16 protein-coding genes and 1 tRNA gene are annotated in these 15,984 nt (G+C 65.7%); 7 read left to right on the top strand and 10 right to left on the bottom strand.

Annotated features, from left to right (window positions below):
• Positions 1–169: 169 nt before the first annotated feature.
• From C0099_RS05935 to C0099_RS05910, 6 genes are all read left to right on the top strand, one after another.
• The gene (locus C0099_RS05935) at positions 170–1,162 is read left to right on the top strand and encodes a KpsF/GutQ family sugar-phosphate isomerase (protein ID WP_102246589.1); all 993 of its coding nucleotides are present in this window, start codon (positions 170–172) and stop codon (positions 1,160–1,162) included.
• Positions 1,162–1,683 carry a KdsC family phosphatase gene (locus C0099_RS05930; RefSeq protein ID WP_102246588.1) on the top strand — a complete coding sequence of 174 codons (522 nt, stop codon included), beginning with the start codon at positions 1,162–1,164 and terminating at the stop codon, positions 1,681–1,683. The genes C0099_RS05935 and C0099_RS05930 overlap by 1 nt, the downstream gene beginning before the upstream one ends.
• Before the next feature lie 8 nt (positions 1,684–1,691).
• A complete protein-coding gene (gene lptC, locus C0099_RS05925) occupies positions 1,692–2,264 on the top strand; it encodes an LPS export ABC transporter periplasmic protein LptC (protein ID WP_102246587.1) in 573 nt (190 codons plus the stop codon).
• Positions 2,261–2,785: a lipopolysaccharide transport periplasmic protein LptA gene (gene lptA, locus C0099_RS05920; protein WP_102246586.1), complete on the top strand. Its 525-nt coding sequence runs from the start codon at positions 2,261–2,263 to the stop codon at positions 2,783–2,785. The genes lptC and lptA overlap by 4 nt, the downstream gene beginning before the upstream one ends.
• 8 nt (positions 2,786–2,793) lie before the next feature.
• The gene (locus tag C0099_RS05915; protein ID WP_102246585.1) at positions 2,794–3,570 is read left to right on the top strand and encodes an enoyl-CoA hydratase; all 777 of its coding nucleotides are present in this window, start codon (positions 2,794–2,796) and stop codon (positions 3,568–3,570) included.
• Between the two features lie 285 nt (positions 3,571–3,855).
• A complete protein-coding gene (locus C0099_RS05910) occupies positions 3,856–4,422 on the top strand; it encodes a phasin family protein (protein WP_102246584.1) in 567 nt (188 codons plus the stop codon).
• Between the two features lie 94 nt (positions 4,423–4,516).
• Here the strand turns inward: C0099_RS05910 and C0099_RS05905 are convergent, their stop codons facing one another.
• The 10 genes from C0099_RS05905 to miaB form a co-directional block, all read right to left on the bottom strand.
• Entirely contained in the window at positions 4,517–5,728 is a 1,212-nt protein-coding gene (locus C0099_RS05905; RefSeq protein ID WP_408634131.1) for an ISL3 family transposase, read from the bottom strand.
• A gap of 159 nt (positions 5,729–5,887) precedes the next feature.
• Positions 5,888–6,613 carry a lysophospholipid acyltransferase family protein gene (locus tag C0099_RS05900; protein ID WP_102246583.1) on the bottom strand — a complete coding sequence of 242 codons (726 nt, stop codon included), beginning with the start codon at positions 6,611–6,613 and terminating at the stop codon, positions 5,888–5,890.
• Positions 6,610–7,149, bottom strand: coding sequence for a D-glycero-beta-D-manno-heptose 1,7-bisphosphate 7-phosphatase (gmhB, locus tag C0099_RS05895; RefSeq protein ID WP_102248399.1), 540 nt, complete (start codon positions 7,147–7,149; stop codon positions 6,610–6,612). Before gmhB ends, C0099_RS05900 begins: the two co-directional genes overlap by 4 nt.
• A gap of 13 nt (positions 7,150–7,162) precedes the next feature.
• Positions 7,163–9,256 carry a glycine--tRNA ligase subunit beta gene (glyS, locus tag C0099_RS05890; RefSeq protein WP_102246582.1) on the bottom strand — a complete coding sequence of 698 codons (2,094 nt, stop codon included), beginning with the start codon at positions 9,254–9,256 and terminating at the stop codon, positions 7,163–7,165.
• On the bottom strand, positions 9,256–10,182 hold the full coding sequence (glyQ, locus tag C0099_RS05885; protein WP_102246581.1) for a glycine--tRNA ligase subunit alpha: 927 nt from the start codon (positions 10,180–10,182) through the stop codon (positions 9,256–9,258). The genes glyS and glyQ overlap by 1 nt, the downstream gene beginning before the upstream one ends.
• 44 nt (positions 10,183–10,226) lie before the next feature.
• Complete coding sequence (gene lnt / locus C0099_RS05880) at positions 10,227–11,744, bottom strand: apolipoprotein N-acyltransferase (RefSeq protein WP_102246580.1); 1,518 nt, start codon at positions 11,742–11,744, stop codon at positions 10,227–10,229.
• A complete protein-coding gene (locus C0099_RS05875; RefSeq protein ID WP_102246579.1) occupies positions 11,744–12,595 on the bottom strand; it encodes an HlyC/CorC family transporter in 852 nt (283 codons plus the stop codon). The genes lnt and C0099_RS05875 overlap by 1 nt, the downstream gene beginning before the upstream one ends.
• Positions 12,596–12,665: 70 nt before the next feature.
• On the bottom strand, positions 12,666–13,154 hold the full coding sequence (gene ybeY, locus C0099_RS05870; protein ID WP_102246578.1) for an rRNA maturation RNase YbeY: 489 nt from the start codon (positions 13,152–13,154) through the stop codon (positions 12,666–12,668).
• The gene (locus tag C0099_RS05865; RefSeq protein ID WP_102246577.1) at positions 13,151–14,140 is read right to left on the bottom strand and encodes a PhoH family protein; all 990 of its coding nucleotides are present in this window, start codon (positions 14,138–14,140) and stop codon (positions 13,151–13,153) included. The genes ybeY and C0099_RS05865 overlap by 4 nt, the downstream gene beginning before the upstream one ends.
• Complete coding sequence (miaB, locus tag C0099_RS05860) at positions 14,140–15,477, bottom strand: tRNA (N6-isopentenyl adenosine(37)-C2)-methylthiotransferase MiaB (protein WP_102246576.1); 1,338 nt, start codon at positions 15,475–15,477, stop codon at positions 14,140–14,142. Before miaB ends, C0099_RS05865 begins: the two co-directional genes overlap by 1 nt.
• 60 nt (positions 15,478–15,537) lie before the next feature.
• Between miaB and C0099_RS05855 the strand changes: the two genes are divergently transcribed.
• Positions 15,538–15,614, top strand: a tRNA-Met gene (locus C0099_RS05855).
• Positions 15,615–15,984 lie beyond the last annotated feature (370 nt).

The following is a 15,984-nucleotide window of genomic DNA, read 5'->3' as shown; positions in this document are numbered from 1 at the left end:
AGTCTAGCAGAGAAGCCCCGTCGGACCGTTGTCTGGACGCAACACCTGCCCTGCCCGCACAACACCGCCACCGGGCGCGACCTGCAGCCGCCAACGCTTCGCGGAACAAGCTGTGACGCGGGCTTTGCTATACTGCCGCGATCCACTCCCGGCGCCGTTTCCCGCAGCAATGACCGATCCGCTCCCAGCACCGCCGAAACACCGCGCGAGCGACATGGCGCGGCGCGTATTGCGCATCGAGGCCGACGCCATCGCGTCGCTGATCGAGCGCATCGGCGGCGAATTCGAACGCGCCGTCGAACTGGTGCTCGCGCGAGACGGCCGCGTTCTGGTCACCGGCATCGGCAAATCCGGCCACATCGGCCGCAAGCTCGCCGCCACGCTGGCGAGCACCGGCACGCCGGCCTACTTCGTGCATGCGGCCGAAGCCGCGCATGGCGATCTGGGCATGATCACCCGCGACGACGTACTCATCGCGCTGTCAAACTCGGGCACCAGCGAGGAGATCCTGACCATCGTGCCGCTGATCAAGCGACGCGGGGCGAGCCTGATCGCGATCACCGGCAATTCGGCCTCCCCGCTGGCGCGTGCGGCCGATGTGCATCTGGACGCGGCTGTCGCCGAGGAAGCCTGCCCGCTCAACCTGGCGCCGACGGCCAGCACCACGGCTGCGCTCGCCCTGGGCGACGCGCTCGCGGTGGCGCTGCTCGACGCGCGCGGCTTCAGCGCCGACGACTTCGCCCACGCGCACCCCGGCGGCGCACTGGGGCGGCGCCTGCTCACCCGCGTGCGCGACGTCATGCGCCCGGCCGAACAGGTACCGCAGGTGCGCCCCGAAGCCACGCTTGCCGAGGCGCTGCTGGCCATGACGCGCGGCGGGCTGGGCATGACCGCGGCGGTCGAGGCATCCGGCCGACTGGCAGGCATCTTCACCGACGGCGACCTGCGCCGCGCGCTCGAACGCGGCATCGACGTACACACCACACGGCTGGCGGATGTCATGACGCGCGACGCGCAAAGCATCGGGGCGGACGCGCTCGCCGTCGAAGCGGCCGAGATCATGGAACGTCGACGCATCACGCAGATCCTCGTCGTCGAGGACCGCACGACGCTCGTCGGTGCGCTCAACGCGCACGACCTGATGCGCGCGAGGGTCATCTGATGGATGCCGCGAACCGCGCCGCACGCGTACGCCTGATGGGCCTCGACGTCGATGGCGTACTCACCGACGGCAGCCTGTACTTCACCCCGGGCGGCGACGAGATCAAGGCCTTCTCCAGCCTCGATGGCCACGGTCTGCGCATGCTCGCCGCGGCCGGCATCGAGATCGCCATCATCAGCGGGCGCGCCTCGCGCGCGCTCGAACTGCGCGCGGCCAACCTCGACATCGGGGAACTGCACATGGGCGTGTCCGACAAGCGCCGCTGCCTGCTCGAACTGCTCTCGCGCCGCGGGCTCGAACCCGAGGCCGCCGGTTACATGGGCGACGACGTCGTCGACCTGCCGGTGCTGCGCTGTTGCGGCTTTTCCGCCGCGCCGGCCGACGCCCACGCTTTCGTGCGCGCGCACGTCGCGCTGGTCACCGGCAGGCCGGGCGGCCGCGGCGCGGTGCGCGAGGCGTGCGACTTCATCCTGCAGGCCCAGGGCCGGCTGGACGCGATGCTCGCGAGTTACCTGGACTGAAGGCGACGATGAGCAACGACCGCATCTATCCCGTCATCGCCCTGCTGTTGCTCGCCGCGCTCACCTTCTGGCTCGAGCGCATCACGCGCAGCCCCGAGGAAGTGCCGCGCGTCGAGCGCACCGACCCGGACTTCATCGGCTCCAACATCCGCATGACGAGCTTCGACGAAGCCGGCCAGCCGCACTACGAACTGACCTCCGAGCGCATCGTGCACTACCCGCTGTCCGACGTGACCGACCTCATCGAACCGCGCCTGCTCTACGAGACGGCCGAGGGTGAGCTGCGCATCCGCGCGCGCGAAGCCGAAGCGGCGGCCGGCCTGGAAAACGTCCTGCTCGAGGGCGAGGTCGAAGTCGAGCGCGACGCCACCGTCAGCGATCCGGCGATGCGTCTGGAAACCGAGCGCATGCGCTACTGGCCCGACACTCAGCGCGCCTTCAGCGATGCCCCTGTCGTGCTCAAACACGGTAACATCACCGCGTACGGCAATGGCCTGCGTGCGGACAACATCTCGGGCGTTCTCGAACTCGTCGGCGATGCTAGAGTTCAGATGCCCCGTTCACCACGGAACCGACAATGACCAAGTCCCCCCATTTCCTGCTGCTCGCTGCGTTCTTGCTCCTGGCCCCGCTGGCTGCCCACGCCGAGCGCGCCGACCGCGAGCAACCCATCAACATCGAAGCCGACAAGGTCACCGTCGACGACCGCAACCGCACACACACCTTCGAGGGCAACGTGATCCTCACCCAGGGCACGCTCGAGCTGCGCGGCGCCAAGATCGTCGTCGTACAGGGCGCGGACGGCTTCCAGACCGGTGTCGCGACTGCCGCCGAGGGGGAATTGGCGAACTTCCGGCAAAAGCGTGAGGGCGTAGACGAATACGTAGAGGGCGAGGCCGAACGCATCGAGTACGACGGTCGCAACGAGACCGCGACCCTGTTCCGCCGTGCCCAGGTGCGTGCCGGCGGCGATGTGGTGCGCGGCGACGTCATCGAGTACGACGCGCTTACCGAGAACTACACCGCCCACCGACTGCCCGCCGAGGGCAGCGAAGACTCGCGCATCCGCGTCACGATCCAGCCCAAGACCTCCGGGTCCTGAGCCGCGCGATGGCCTACTCCGCGATCGTCGTCGAAAAGCGCGGCCCGGCCGGACTCGTCCGCCTGAACCGGCCCGAGGCGCTCAACGCCCTCAACGACACGCTGGTCGACGAACTCGGCCATGCACTGGCAGGTTTCGAAGCCGATGACGCCATCGTCGCGATCGTGCTCACCGGTTCCGAAAAGGCCTTCGCCGCTGGCGCCGACATCGCCGCGATGGCGACCATGTCCTGGATGGACGCCTATCGCGGCGACTACATCACCCGCAACTGGGAACGCGTCAAGACCTGCCGCAAGCCGGTCATCGCCGCCGTGTCCGGCTTCGCGCTCGGCGGCGGCTGCGAACTGGCGATGATGTGCGACATCATCGTCGCCGGCGAGAGCGCGAAGTTCGGCCAGCCCGAGGTTCGCCTGGGCATCCCGCCCGGAGCCGGCGGCACACAGCGCCTGCCGCGCGCGGCCGGCAAGGCCAAGGCCATGGACCTGTGCCTGACCGCCCGTTTCATGGACGCGGCGGAGGCCGAACGTGTCGGCCTGGTCTCGCGCATCGTGGCGGACGAACGTGTCGTCGACGAGGCCCTGGCCATTGTCGACACCATGGCTGGCTACTCCCTGCCGGTGCTGATGATGATCAAGGAATCCGTCAACCGCGCCTTCGAGACCACGCTGACCGAAGGCCTGCTCTTCGAACGTCGCAGCTTCCACGCCGCCTTCGGCCTGGAAGACCAGAAGGAAGGCATGAACGCCTTCCTGGAAAAGCGCAAGGCGGATTTCCGTCACCGCTGACGCAGCGCGCAATTTTCGCCCTTCGTCCGTCACATTCCCGTCACGCGAAACGCGCAGCATCATTGCTGCTGCGCGCACACTTCCAGCGCCCTCACTGAAGCATCACTTCATTGTTATATAACGATGTTTTTCGGGCGAACTGCGCACGAAAAAACTTTTGTGCAACGCAGCAAATAAACCTTGACATCGCCGCATCCACCCCTATACTTCAACTCATGCTGCAGTGCGTCATAGAGATTGACTGCACGGTCAGCAGCCACTCAATGAAACGCAAGGAGAAACACCATGTTTGCTACCCCCGAACAAATCGCTGCTGCCAACAAAGCCAACCTCGAGGCGCTGGTGCGCATCGCCAACACGGCCTTCGCCAATGCCGAGAAGCTCACGGCCCTGAACATCGAGGCCGCCCGCGGCTTCGTCGAGGACAGCATCGCCAGCACTCGCAGCCTGATGGGCGTGAAGGATCCGCAGGAATTCGTCAAGCTGCAGAGCGAACTGGCCAAGCCCTCGCTGGACAAGGTCGTGTCTTACAACCGCAGCGTCTATGAACTGGCCACCGGCCAGCAGGAAGAGATCGCCAAGCTGTTCGAGGCGCGCGTCGCCGAAGCCAACAAGAGCTTCACCGCCTTCATCGACAAGGCCGCCGAGACCGCCCCTGCCGGTTCCGACGTCGCCTTCGCCGCGATGAAGTCCGCCCTGGCCGCCAGCAACAGCGCCTACGACAACGTCAACAAGGCAGTTCGTCAGGTCGCCGAGATGACCGAAGCCAACGTCTCCGCCGCCACCGACGCGACGGTCAAGGCGGTCGGCACGGCCTCCAAGGCGCCGGCCGCGAAGAAAGCTGCGGCCTGAAGTTCAGGCAAGAGGGACTGGGAACCCCGGGCGACAAGCCCTTCCCGGCCCCCGCAATTAAAGAGCCCCGCCATGTGCGGGGCTTTTTTTTGGTTCATCGCGCTTTTCCGGGGAAGGCATCCTTGATCTTGAGGAAGAAGTAGGCTGAGTCGCGAAATCCGTAGGCCATTCGCTTAATGACTTTGATGCGGTTGTTGACGCCTTCGAGCACGCTGGTGTTGAGTGGAAAGATGGCTGATGCGAGGATGCCACGCAGGTACTTGCGCAGTCGTTTGGCAAAGGCGATCGCCGGGGCAATGCCGCTGTCGATAGCCATGCGGTACCAATCTTTCCATCTGCGAGCACCTTCGCGCACGGTCGGTGCAAACCAGATTTCCTTGATCGCGGTCTTGAGCAGGTAGACGGTGGCCAGCGGTGCATTGGCCGCCAACAACTCGTCGAGCTTGACTGCTTGCTCGCTGCCGAGGTTGTCGCGGTTGCGCAGCAGCAACCAGCGAGAACGCTTGATCACTTTGCGCTGTGCGGGTGCGCTGCGCAAGGCGTTGGCCTGGTCGACCCGCACCCGATCAACGACGTCCCGGCCGAAGCGCGCAACGGCGTGAAACAGGTCGTAGACCACTTCGGCGCTCGGACAATGGGCGCGTACTTCCAGATCGAAGGCCGTGTTCATGTCCATGGCGACCGCCTCGATGCGCTGACAGCCTTGTTTGCCGAGCAACTGGAAAAACGGTCGGACCGCGGCGCGGCTGTTGCCTTCGCCGACCCATAGCACACGCATGCGCTCTGCATCCATGATTACCGTCGCGTAGCGGTGCCCCTTGTGTAGTGCGAACTCATCCATCACCAGCCGTCGCACACCCTGCGCCTCGAAAGCGCCGTGTTGGGCTTGCAGGCGCCGCTGATCGATGCGCTTGATGGTGTGCCAGTGCAAGCCGGTCAGTTGGGCTACGTGGGCAATCGGCAGGATCTTTACGAGCGCCTCGACCCAGGCCCGCAGCCGGTGCGTGATGCGCTCGCCCGCATCGAGCCAACTCAGGCGCTCGGCGGCGCGCGCACCACAGTGGTAGCAGTCGAGCCGGCGAATCGGCACATCCAGCCAGACCCGTCGGTCGAACCAGTCTCGCTCGCGCACCAGCCGTCGTCGACGTTCGTGCAGCAGCACGCAGTCACTGCCACAACGACCACATCGGGGACGGTAGGAGGGCTCTTCACACAGATGTAGAAGCAACGAGCCATCGGCACGTTCTTCGTAGGAATCCACAACATGGCCTTCCCAGAAGACCATGTCCAACATAGCATCTCGCATGACGGGGAAGAGGAAGGGGATCGGTTTGTTTGGCGACTGCCAATTTACCAACCTCCGACCCGTCAACCACTACTTCCCCCAAATCACGCGAAGAACCTTTTTTTTCTGGGCTGGACGAACAGTCGAGCGAGACGCAGGGGACACCCTCAGTTCCCAGCACTATCCCTTGGCATAGTGCCCCGGAAACAACCGCCGCATCTCGCCCTCGATCCAGGCTTCGGCTTCGGCATTGACTTCATCGGGTTCGCGTCCGGCCGCATCGATTGGCGGCCCGATGCTCACCACGACCTCGCCCGGGCGCTTGATCCACGCGTTCTTTGGCCAGAATTCGCCGGCGTTGTGTGCGACCGGCACCACCTTCGCGCCGACGTGCGTGGCCAGCCACGCACCGCCGATCTTGTAGCGACGCGTCGTGCCGGGGGCCACGCGCGTGCCTTCCGGAAACACCACCACCCAGAAGCCCTCGCGCAGCCGTGCCCCTCCCTGCTCGACGACCTGGGCGAGCGCGTCCTTGCCCGCCTTGCGGTCGATCGCGACGAACGGCATCTGCGCCAGCCCCCAGCCGAAGAACGGTATGCGCAACAACTCACGCTTGAGCACGAAGCAGATGGGCGGGAAGATCACCTGAAAGGCCAGCGTCTCCCAGGCCGATTGATGCTTGGAGAGGATCACCGCGGGCTCGTCGGGCAGATTCTCGCCACCGACGATGCGATGACGGATGCCGAGCACATGGCGCGCCATCCACATCGCGATGCGGGTCCACGACCCGATGATGCGGTAGCGCGTGTGCGCGCGCAGCGGAAAGGTCAGGAAGGCGAACAGCGCCCAGGGCGGAATCGTGACCACCAGGCCGAGCGCGAAGAGCAGCGAGCGCAGCGCGTTCATCGATCGAGCGTCAGATGGGCGGCCACCGCAGCCAGGTCGGGGAACACCTGCGTGTCCTCGGGCAGGGCATGTTCCGCCTCGGTTCGCGCGCCCTTGCCGGTGAGCACCAGACAGGGCCGGGCGCCGACTGCCACCGCCGCCTCGAGATCACGCAGGCTGTCCCCGACCACCGGGACGGTGCTCAGGTCGACGTTGAAGCGCTCGCCGATCTCGCGATACATGCCGGGTTTGGGCTTGCGACAGTCGCAGGTGGAATCGGCCGGGTGCGGACAAAAGAAGATCGCTTCCAGGCGGCCACCGACCTGGGCGAGACTCTTGACCATCTTGTCATGGATCGCGTTGAGCGTGTCCATGCCGAACAGCCCGCGTCCGATGCCCGACTGGTTGGACGCGACCACCACCCGCCAGCCATACTGATTGAGCCGCGCGATCGCCTCGAGCGAACCGGCAATGGGCTTCCATTCGTCGGGCGACTTGATGAACTGGTCCGAGTCCTGGTTGATCACGCCATCACGGTCGAGAATCACGAGTTTCATGGTCGGCATGGCATCACCCTTGGGCGTTGAGCCGCGACAGGTCGGCGACGCCGTTCATCAGCGCGGCGAGCCGGCCCAGCAGCGCGAGCCGGTTCTGTCGGGTGAGCGGCTCGTCGGCATTGACCATGACGTTGTCGAAGAAGCTGTCGACCGCGTCGCGCAGGCCGGCCAGCGCAAGCAGCGCCTCGGTGTAGTTTTCGTTATCCACGTGCGAGCGCACCAGCGGCGCCACATCCACGACCCGATGGAACAGCGCCTTCTCGGCCTCTTCCTGCAGCAGGGCGACATCCGGCTCGACCTCTGCCGCTCCGCTCTTCTTCAGGATGTTGACGATGCGCTTGTTGGCCGCGGCCAGGGCTGCGGCCTCGGGCAGTGCGACGAACTCGCGCACCGCCGCGAGCCTTGCGGGCACCAGGTCGACACGCGTCGGTCGCAGGGCGAGCACGGCGTCGATCTCGTCGACCGGATGGCCTGCGTCGCGCAGCTGATTGCGCAGACGCTCGAACAGGAAGTCGAGCAGGCGCTCCGAGAAGCCCTCCTCCACCAGCACATCGGACGCGAAGCCCGAGGCGGCATCGGCGACAAGCTCTGCCAGATCGAGTGGCAACGGCGACTCCATCAGGATGCGCAGCACGCCCAAGGCGGCGCGGCGCAAGCCGTACGGGTCGCGGTCGCCGGTGGGCACCTGGCCAATGCCGAAGAAGCCCACCAGCGCGTCGAGCTTGTCGGCCAGCGCCACCGCACAGGCGACATTGCCCGCAGGCAGATCGTCGCCGGCAAAACGCGGCCGGTAATGCGCGGCGATGGCGTCGGCCACGATCTGGTCCTCACCATCGGCAAGCGCATAGTGGCGCCCCATGAAGCCCTGCAGCTCCGGAAACTCGCCGACCATCTCGGTAACCAGATCGGCCTTGGCGAGTCTCGCCGCGCGCCTGGCGGCCGCGCTGTCGGTACGCAGGCGCGAGGCGATGTGCCCGGCCAGCCGCTCCAGCCGCCCGATGCGCTCGAGCTGGCTGCCCAGCTTGTTGTGATAGACCACGGGGCCCAGACGCGGCAGACGCGCCTCGAGCGGCTGGCGGCGGTCCTGTTCGAGGAAGAAGCGCGCATCGGCCAGGCGCGGGCGCACCACGCGCTGGTTGCCAGCGACGATGTTGGACGGGTCGGCCACGCGCATGTTCGACACGATCAGGAAGCGGTTGAGCAGCCGCCCCCTGTCGTCGAACAGCGGAAAGTACTTCTGGTTGGCGCGCATCGTCAGGATCAGGCACTCCTGCGGCACGGCGAGGAATTCGGCTTCGAATTCACCGACGTACACACTGGGGTGTTCGACCAGCGCCGCAACCTCGTCGAGGAGATCCGCGTAGTCGCCCAGCGAGGCGTTCTCGCGCGCGGCGGCAGCCTGCAGCTGGCGATCGATCTCGTCGCGACGCTCGGCGAAATGCGGCACGACCTTGCCTTCGGCCAGCAGCGTCGGCTCCCAGGCCTCGGCACTGGCGATGTCGATCGCGCCCCGGCTCATGAAGCGGTGACCCATGGTGGTGCGGCCGGACTCCAGCCCCAGCACGCTACCGGGTACGACACGCTCGCCGTGCAGCATCACGAGGCGATGCACGGGACGCACGAACTGCACGTCCGATGCACCCCAACGCATCAGCTTCGGGATGGGTAGAGCGCGCACGGCCTCGTTGACGACGTCGGCCAGCACGTCGTCCAGCACCGCGCCCTGCTCGGTGCGGGTATGGAACAAGGCCTCTGCCTTGCCGTCGACGCGACGCTCGAAGCCTGCGATCGCATCCTCGGCAATGCCGCGCGCGGCGAGCTTCTTGAGCAGCGCCTGGCTCGGACGGCCTTCGGCGTCGAAGGCCACCTGCACCGGCATGATCTTCTCGGTCACTTCCTTCGCCGGCGCCTGCGCGGCCACGTCGCGCACCAGCACGGCGAGGCGGCGCGGAGCCGCGAATCCACGCACCACCGCATCCTCTGTGGCCAGCCCGCGCACGCGCAACCCCCCGGCGATGGTCTCGGCAAAGACCTCTCCTAGGCGCGGCAAGGCCCTGGGCGGCAGTTCCTCGGTGACGAGTTCGACGATCAGGTGTGCCTTGTCCATCACGCCACCTCCCGTGCCGCAGCCTCGGCCTTGGCGAGCATCGGAAAGCCCAGCGTCTCGCGCGATTCCAGATACGCCGCGGCCACGGCCCGCGACAGGTTGCGGATGCGGCCGATGTAGGTCGCGCGCTCGGTCACGGAGATCGCGCCACGCGCGTCGAGCAGGTTGAAGGTATGACCAGCCTTGAGCACCATCTCATAGGCCGGCAGAGGCAGCCCCAAGTCGATCAGGCGTTTGGCCTCGGACTCGTAGTTGCCGAACTGCGAGAACAGGAACTCGACATTGGCGTACTCGAAGTTGTAGCGCGACTGCTCGACCTCGTTCTGGTGATAGACGTCGCCGTAGGTCACTGCGGTGCCGTCCGGATACACGGTCCACACCAGGTCATAGACATTCTCGACGCCCTGCAGATACATCGCCAGTCGCTCGATACCGTAGGTGATCTCGCCCAGCACCGGCTTGCAGTCGATGCCGCCGACCTGCTGGAAGTAGGTGAACTGCGTCACCTCCATGCCGTCCAGCCACACTTCCCAGCCCAGCCCCCAGGCACCCAGCGTCGGGTTTTCCCAGTCGTCCTCGACGAAACGGATGTCGTGCACCATGGGGTCGATGCCCAGCGCGCGCAGGCTGTCCAGATACAGCTCCTGGATGTCGGGCGGCGAAGGCTTGAGCGCCACCTGATACTGGTAGTAGTGCTGCAGACGGTTGGGATTCTCGCCGTAGCGACCGTCCTTGGGACGACGCGAAGGCTGCACGTAGGCCGCATTCCAGGGCTCGGGACCGATCGCCCGCAAACAGGTGGCTGGATGCGAAGTGCCGGCACCGACCTCGAGGTCGAGCGGCTGCAGCAAGGCACAGCCTCGCTCGCCCCAATAGTTGGCGAGCGTCTGGATGATCTGCTGGAAGGTCGGTCTGGTCGCTGACATGGTCCCCGGTTCGACAAGGCAAAAGACAGGATTTTACCGGCTATTCACGCCTCGGGGCGACGACGCCAGACATGGGCATGCGCGGCAGCGCCGAAAAAGCGCATCGCCATGCCCGAGGCGAGCGCCAGCGCGGCGAGCAGCAAGGGCGCATGATCGCCCCAGCGCGCGTAGGGTGTGAGCCCTGTATAGCCACGCACCTCGGCGTGCAACACGCCGCGCTCGAACTGCGGCAGTACCGCCTCGACGCGCCCCGAGGGCAAAACCACCGCGGTCATGCCGGTGTTGGTCGAACGCAGCATCGGCCGGCCGGTCTCCATCGCGCGCACGCGGGCGATCTGCAAGTGCTGCGGCTGCGCGAGCGAACGCCCGTACCAGGCGAGGTTGGAGACGTTAAGCATGAGCGTCGCCTGCGGCAGCGCATGCAGAAGCTCACGTCCGAACACATCCTCGTAGCAGATGTTCACCGCGATGCGCTGCCCGGCCACGGCCAGCGGAGGCTGATCGGACGCCCCCGGCGTCTGGTCGGACATCGGAATGTCGGCCAGCGCGTAGAACCAGTCGAACAGCGGCGGCGAATACTCACCGAAGGGCACGAGATGCCGCTTGGCGTAGGACTGCGAAGGCGCGGTGCCGAGACTGGTCACGCCGTTGAAGATGCGCCCCTCGTCGTCGCGCAGAAACACCCCGACGATCAGATCCGCCTCATTGCTGCGCGCACGCGACTCGAGAAAATCCAGGTAGCCCGTGGGCAGTTGCTCCGCAATCAGCGGCAGCGTGGATTCGGGCAACACCACCAGGTCCGCGTCTTCGACATCGGACAGTTCGATGTTCAGATCCAGCCACTCGCGCACGCGCTCGGGGCGCCACTTGAGATCCTGCGCGATGTCGGTCTGCACCAGCGCAACGCGCAATGCTGGCCCCTCGGGCGCGACCCAGGTGTACGTTTCCGCATGTTTGGCAACGAAGAGCACGGCGACGCACGCGATCGCCGCACCTGCGGCCGGCACCAAGCTGCGCCAGCGCGCGCTCGCGGCCAACGCCGCGACGAAGGCGACCACCCCGCCTACGCCGTATACGCCAATGACCGGAAACAGGCTTGCGAGCGGGCTGGGGGGGGTCTGCGTATAGCCGACGGAGAGCCACGGAAAGCCGGTGAACAGCCAGCCGCGCAGCATCTCCGCGAGAATCCACAGTCCGGCGAAGAGCGCAGCGCGACCGGCGGCCGGCCCGCGCCGCAGATGCGCGTAACAGCCGCCGACGAGCGCGGAAAACAATGCGAGATAGGCGCAGAACAGACCGATCGCCAGGCCCGCCACCGGCGCGGGCATGCCGCCATAGCGATGCAGCGCGACGAACAGCCAGGACACGCCGGCGACAAAGGCACCCAGCCCCCACGCGAAACCCAGCCACGCACCTTCGCGCGTACTCGCCGCTCGCTCGAGCAACCACACCAGGGCGCCAAGGACCGCGAAGGCGATGAGGAAGGCGTGAAACGGCGCATACGCCAGAACCGAAGCCGCACCGGCGCAGAAAGAGGCCGGAACCGCTATGGCCTTGCGCATCAGTTCTCGTCGGCCGTGTCGGCCTCGGCTGGCGCGACGCGTTCGATCAGCAGCGTATACACGCGACGACTGTCCGCGCGCATCACCTGGATGCGCAGGTTGTCGAGTTCGACGATTTCTCCGCGCTTGGGCAGACGCCCGAGATGACGGATGACGTGGCCGCCGATGGTATCGGCCTCTTCTTCGCTGAAGCTGGTCTCGAAGGCGTGGTTGAAGTCCTCGATCTCGGTCGTCGCCTTGACGCGATAGCGACCGCTCTGGTCGAGCCGGATGCTGTCGGCAACCTCGTCGAAGTCGTACTCGTCCTCGATGTCACCGACGATCTGTTCGAGTATGTCCTCGATGGTCACCACGCCGGAGACGCCGCCGTACTCGTCGACGACGATGGCCATGTGATTGCGACTTACACGAAATTCGCGCAACAGCACGTTCAGCCGCTTGGATTCGGGCACGAACACGGCCGGTCGCAGCATGCCGCGCAGGTCGAACTCGCGCCCCGAGTAGTAGCGCAGCAGATCCTTGGCGAGCAGGATGCCGACCACGTCGTCCTTGTTCTCGCCCACCGCCGGAAAGCGCGAATGCGCGGTCTCGACAACGAAATCGGCGGTCTTTTCGACGGGATCGTCGAGGTGCACGACGTCCATCTGCGCACGCGGGATCATGACTTCGCGCACCTGCATGTCCGACATCTGCAGGGCGCCTTCGATGATGGAGAGTGCGTCCGCATCGATCAGGTTGCGATCACAGGCCGAACGCAGTCGCGCGAGGAGGTCATCGCGATCTTCCGGCTCGCGCGACAGCAGTGCCGAAAGTCGCTCCAGTAACGACGGTTTGTCTGAGGGACTGTCCATTTTCCTTGGTGGAGTGAAGAACGAGGATTTGGGCGCGCTCAACGCCCAAATCCTCGGCCTTCGCGCCCACTCACGTATAGGGGTTGCCGTAACCGAGCGTCGCGAGGATCGCGGTTTCCAGCGTCTCCATTTCCTCGGCCTCGGAAGCCGTCTCGTGATCGAAACCCTGAAGATGCAGCATAGCATGCACCATCAGGTGGGCGAAGTGCGCGTCCAATGGCTTGCCCTGCTCGCGCGCCTCGCGCACCACGACCGGCGCGCACAGCACGATGTCACCGAACAGCGGCATGCCGGGAACGGGCGCATCGTCGTAGACGAAGGTCAGCACATTGGTCGCATAGTCGCGCTTGCGGTAATCGCGGTTGAGCACGCGGCCTTCGTCCTCGCCGACGATACGCACCGCCGCTTCCACCGAACGATCGCGCAGTGCCGCTCGGGCCCAGCGGCGCAAGTCGGGGGCGCGCGGCACGCCCTCGCGCTCGCTCGCCCTGAGTGCGCGCTGCACCGTCAATGCCAGTGTCGGACGGGTCGGTTGCAGCAATGTGTCGGTCGAACTCATTCGCGTCCGGCGTCTTCCCGGCGCGCCTTGGCGGCAGCTTCGCGCGCGAGTTGCGCCTGCTCGTAGGCATCCACGATGCGCGCCACCAGCGGATGGCGCACCACGTCCTCACGACCGAACTCGGTGAAGGCGATGCCGCGCACGTCGGCGAGAATGTCGCGCGCCTCGCGCAGGCCGCTTTTCTGACCGCGCGGCAGGTCGACCTGGGTGAGGTCGCCGGTGACCACCGCGCGCCCGCCGATGCCGATGCGGGTGAGGAACATCTTCATCTGCTCGGGCGAGGTGTTCTGCGCCTCGTCCAGGATGATGAAGGCGTGATTGAGGGTGCGTCCGCGCATGAAGGCCAGCGGTGCGATCTCGATGCTGCCGCGCTCGAACAGCTTGGCCACGCGGTCGAAACCCATCAGGTCGTAGAGCGCGTCGTAGAGCGGGCGCAGATAGGGATCGACCTTCTGCGCCAGATCCCCCGGCAGGAAGCCGAGGCGCTCGCCCGCCTCGACCGCCGGGCGCGTCAGGATGATGCGCTCGACCAGCTCGCGCTCGAAGGCGTCGACCGCGCTGGCCACCGCCAGATAGGTCTTGCCGGTCCCCGCCGGGCCGATGCCGAAGGTGATGTCATGCGCCTGGATGTTGGTCAGATACTCGACCTGACGCGGCGTGCGCCCGTGCAGTTCGGCCTTGCGCGTGAGCAGTTTCGGCGAAGCAGGCATCCCGGCCGGCGCGTCGCCGCGCACCGAGACCTCGACCAGCCCGAGCTGGATGTCATCGGTCGACAGATGCCCGTCGGCGTGCTCGTAGAATCGGCGCAGCGCGCTCGCGGCCAGCTCGGATTTGGCGCCGCTCAGGGAAAAACGCTCGCCACGACGCACGATGCCCACGTCGAAGGCCGATTCGATCTGGCGCAGATTCTCGTCCAGCGAGCCGCACAGATTGGCCAGCCGCACGTTGTCGACCGGATCGAACACCACTTCCACGACTGCAGCCATCACGACTCCCGCAGCACGATCTCGCCACGCAGGCTGTGCGGCAGCGCGGCGGTGATCGTGACATCGACGAACTGCCCGATCAGGCGCGGATTGCCCGGAAAATTGACGACGCGGTTGTTGGCCGTGCGTCCGGCAAGATCCCCCTCGCCCTTCTTCGCCGGACCTTCGACGAGGATGCGCTGCACGCTGCCGACCATGGCTTCGCTGATCGCACCCGCCTGCTCCTCGATGCGCTTTTGCAAACGGGCCAGCCACCGCAGTTTGGTCGTCTGCGGCACCGGATCTTCCAGGTCGGCGGCCGGCGTGCCCGGCCGAGCGCTGTAGACGAAGCTGAACGAGGCATCGAAGCCGACCTCGTCGATGAGCTGCATGGTCCTTTCGAAATCTTCCTCGGTCTCGCCCGGAAAGCCGACGATGAAGTCCGAAGACAGCGACAGGTCCGGGCGTACCGCGCGCAGCTTGCGGATCAGCGACTTGTATTCGAGCACCGTGTAGCCACGCTTCATCGCCGCCAGCACGCGATCGGAACCGGACTGCACGGGCAGATGCAGATGGCCGACGAGCTTCGGGATCTTCGCGTAGGCATCGATCACGCGCTGCGTCATCTCGCGCGGATGGGACGTGGTGTAGCGCAGACGCTCGATGCCGGGCACTTCGGCCACGCATTCGAGCAGAAAAGCGAAGTCGCCCAGTTCGTCGCCACCCTTGGCAATCGACCCGCGCCAGGCGTTGACGTTCTGCCCCAGCAGCGTGACTTCCTTCACCCCCTGCTGCGCAAGCCCCGCGACTTCGGTCAGGATGTCGTCGAGCGGGCGCGACACTTCCTCGCCGCGCGTGTAGGGCACGACACAGAAGCTGCAATACTTGGAACATCCTTCCATGATCGACACGAAGGCGCTCGCCCCGTCGACGCGCGCCGGCGGGAGATTGTCGAACTTTTCGATCTCTGGGAAGCTGATGTCGACCTGCGAGCGCCCGCTGCGGCGCCGCTCGGCGATCAGCGCCGGCAGACGATGCAGCGTCTGCGGCCCGAAAACCAGATCCACGAAGGGTGCGCGTGCGACGATCGCCTCTCCTTCCTGGCTGGCCACGCAGCCACCCACGCCGATGATCAGGTCCGGGCGCGACTGTTTCAGATGCCGCACCCGCCCGAGATCGTGAAACACCCGTTCCTGCGCCTTCTCGCGCACGGAACAGGTGTTGAACAAAATCACATCCGCCTCTTCCGGGTCGTCCGTCTTGACCAGTTCCTCGCCGGCTGCGAGCACGTCGGCCATCTTGTCCGAGTCGTACTCGTTCATCTGGCAGCCGAAGGTGCGGATGTACAGTTTTTTCATCAGTTCGATCGTGTTGCTTGACGGTGAGTTTGGACTACCGCTATATTAGCAGGCTTACCCGGTGATGTAGCTCAGACGGTTAGAGCGATGGATTCATAACCCATAGGTCGGCGGTTCGATTCCGCCCATCACCACCAGCATTATCAGGGGCTTGCAGCGATGCAAGCCCCTTTCTGTTTACGCCGGGGTAGCACAGAGGTCGCGACGAAGAAAAATCATGTCGGTCCAACTTCACGAGCCTGAAATCGCGACAGTTCATCTGATGCGCGGTCCAGTCCCAACTCATCAACGCGGTACCTATACGCACCCACACACTACGTCCGGACCTCGAAAAGACGATCTTCACCGACCATGGCTACGAGCTCGTCGACGGTAGCCACCGCTCACCTTATTTGGACGCTGCACATGCACACGGCGTTGTTATGCGCCATCATGCGCAAAAGCACAACTCCTTCGATCCGCAGATCCGGCAGGTCTGGTCCGCGCTGAAGCAGCTCCTGTTCAAGA

This window comes from Pseudazoarcus pumilus, from assembly GCF_002872475.1.
Lineage (GTDB): Bacteria > Pseudomonadota > Gammaproteobacteria > Burkholderiales > Rhodocyclaceae > Pseudazoarcus > Pseudazoarcus pumilus.
The sequence above is the reverse complement of the archived record's forward strand: the minus strand, read 5'-3'. Positions and strand labels throughout refer to the sequence as shown.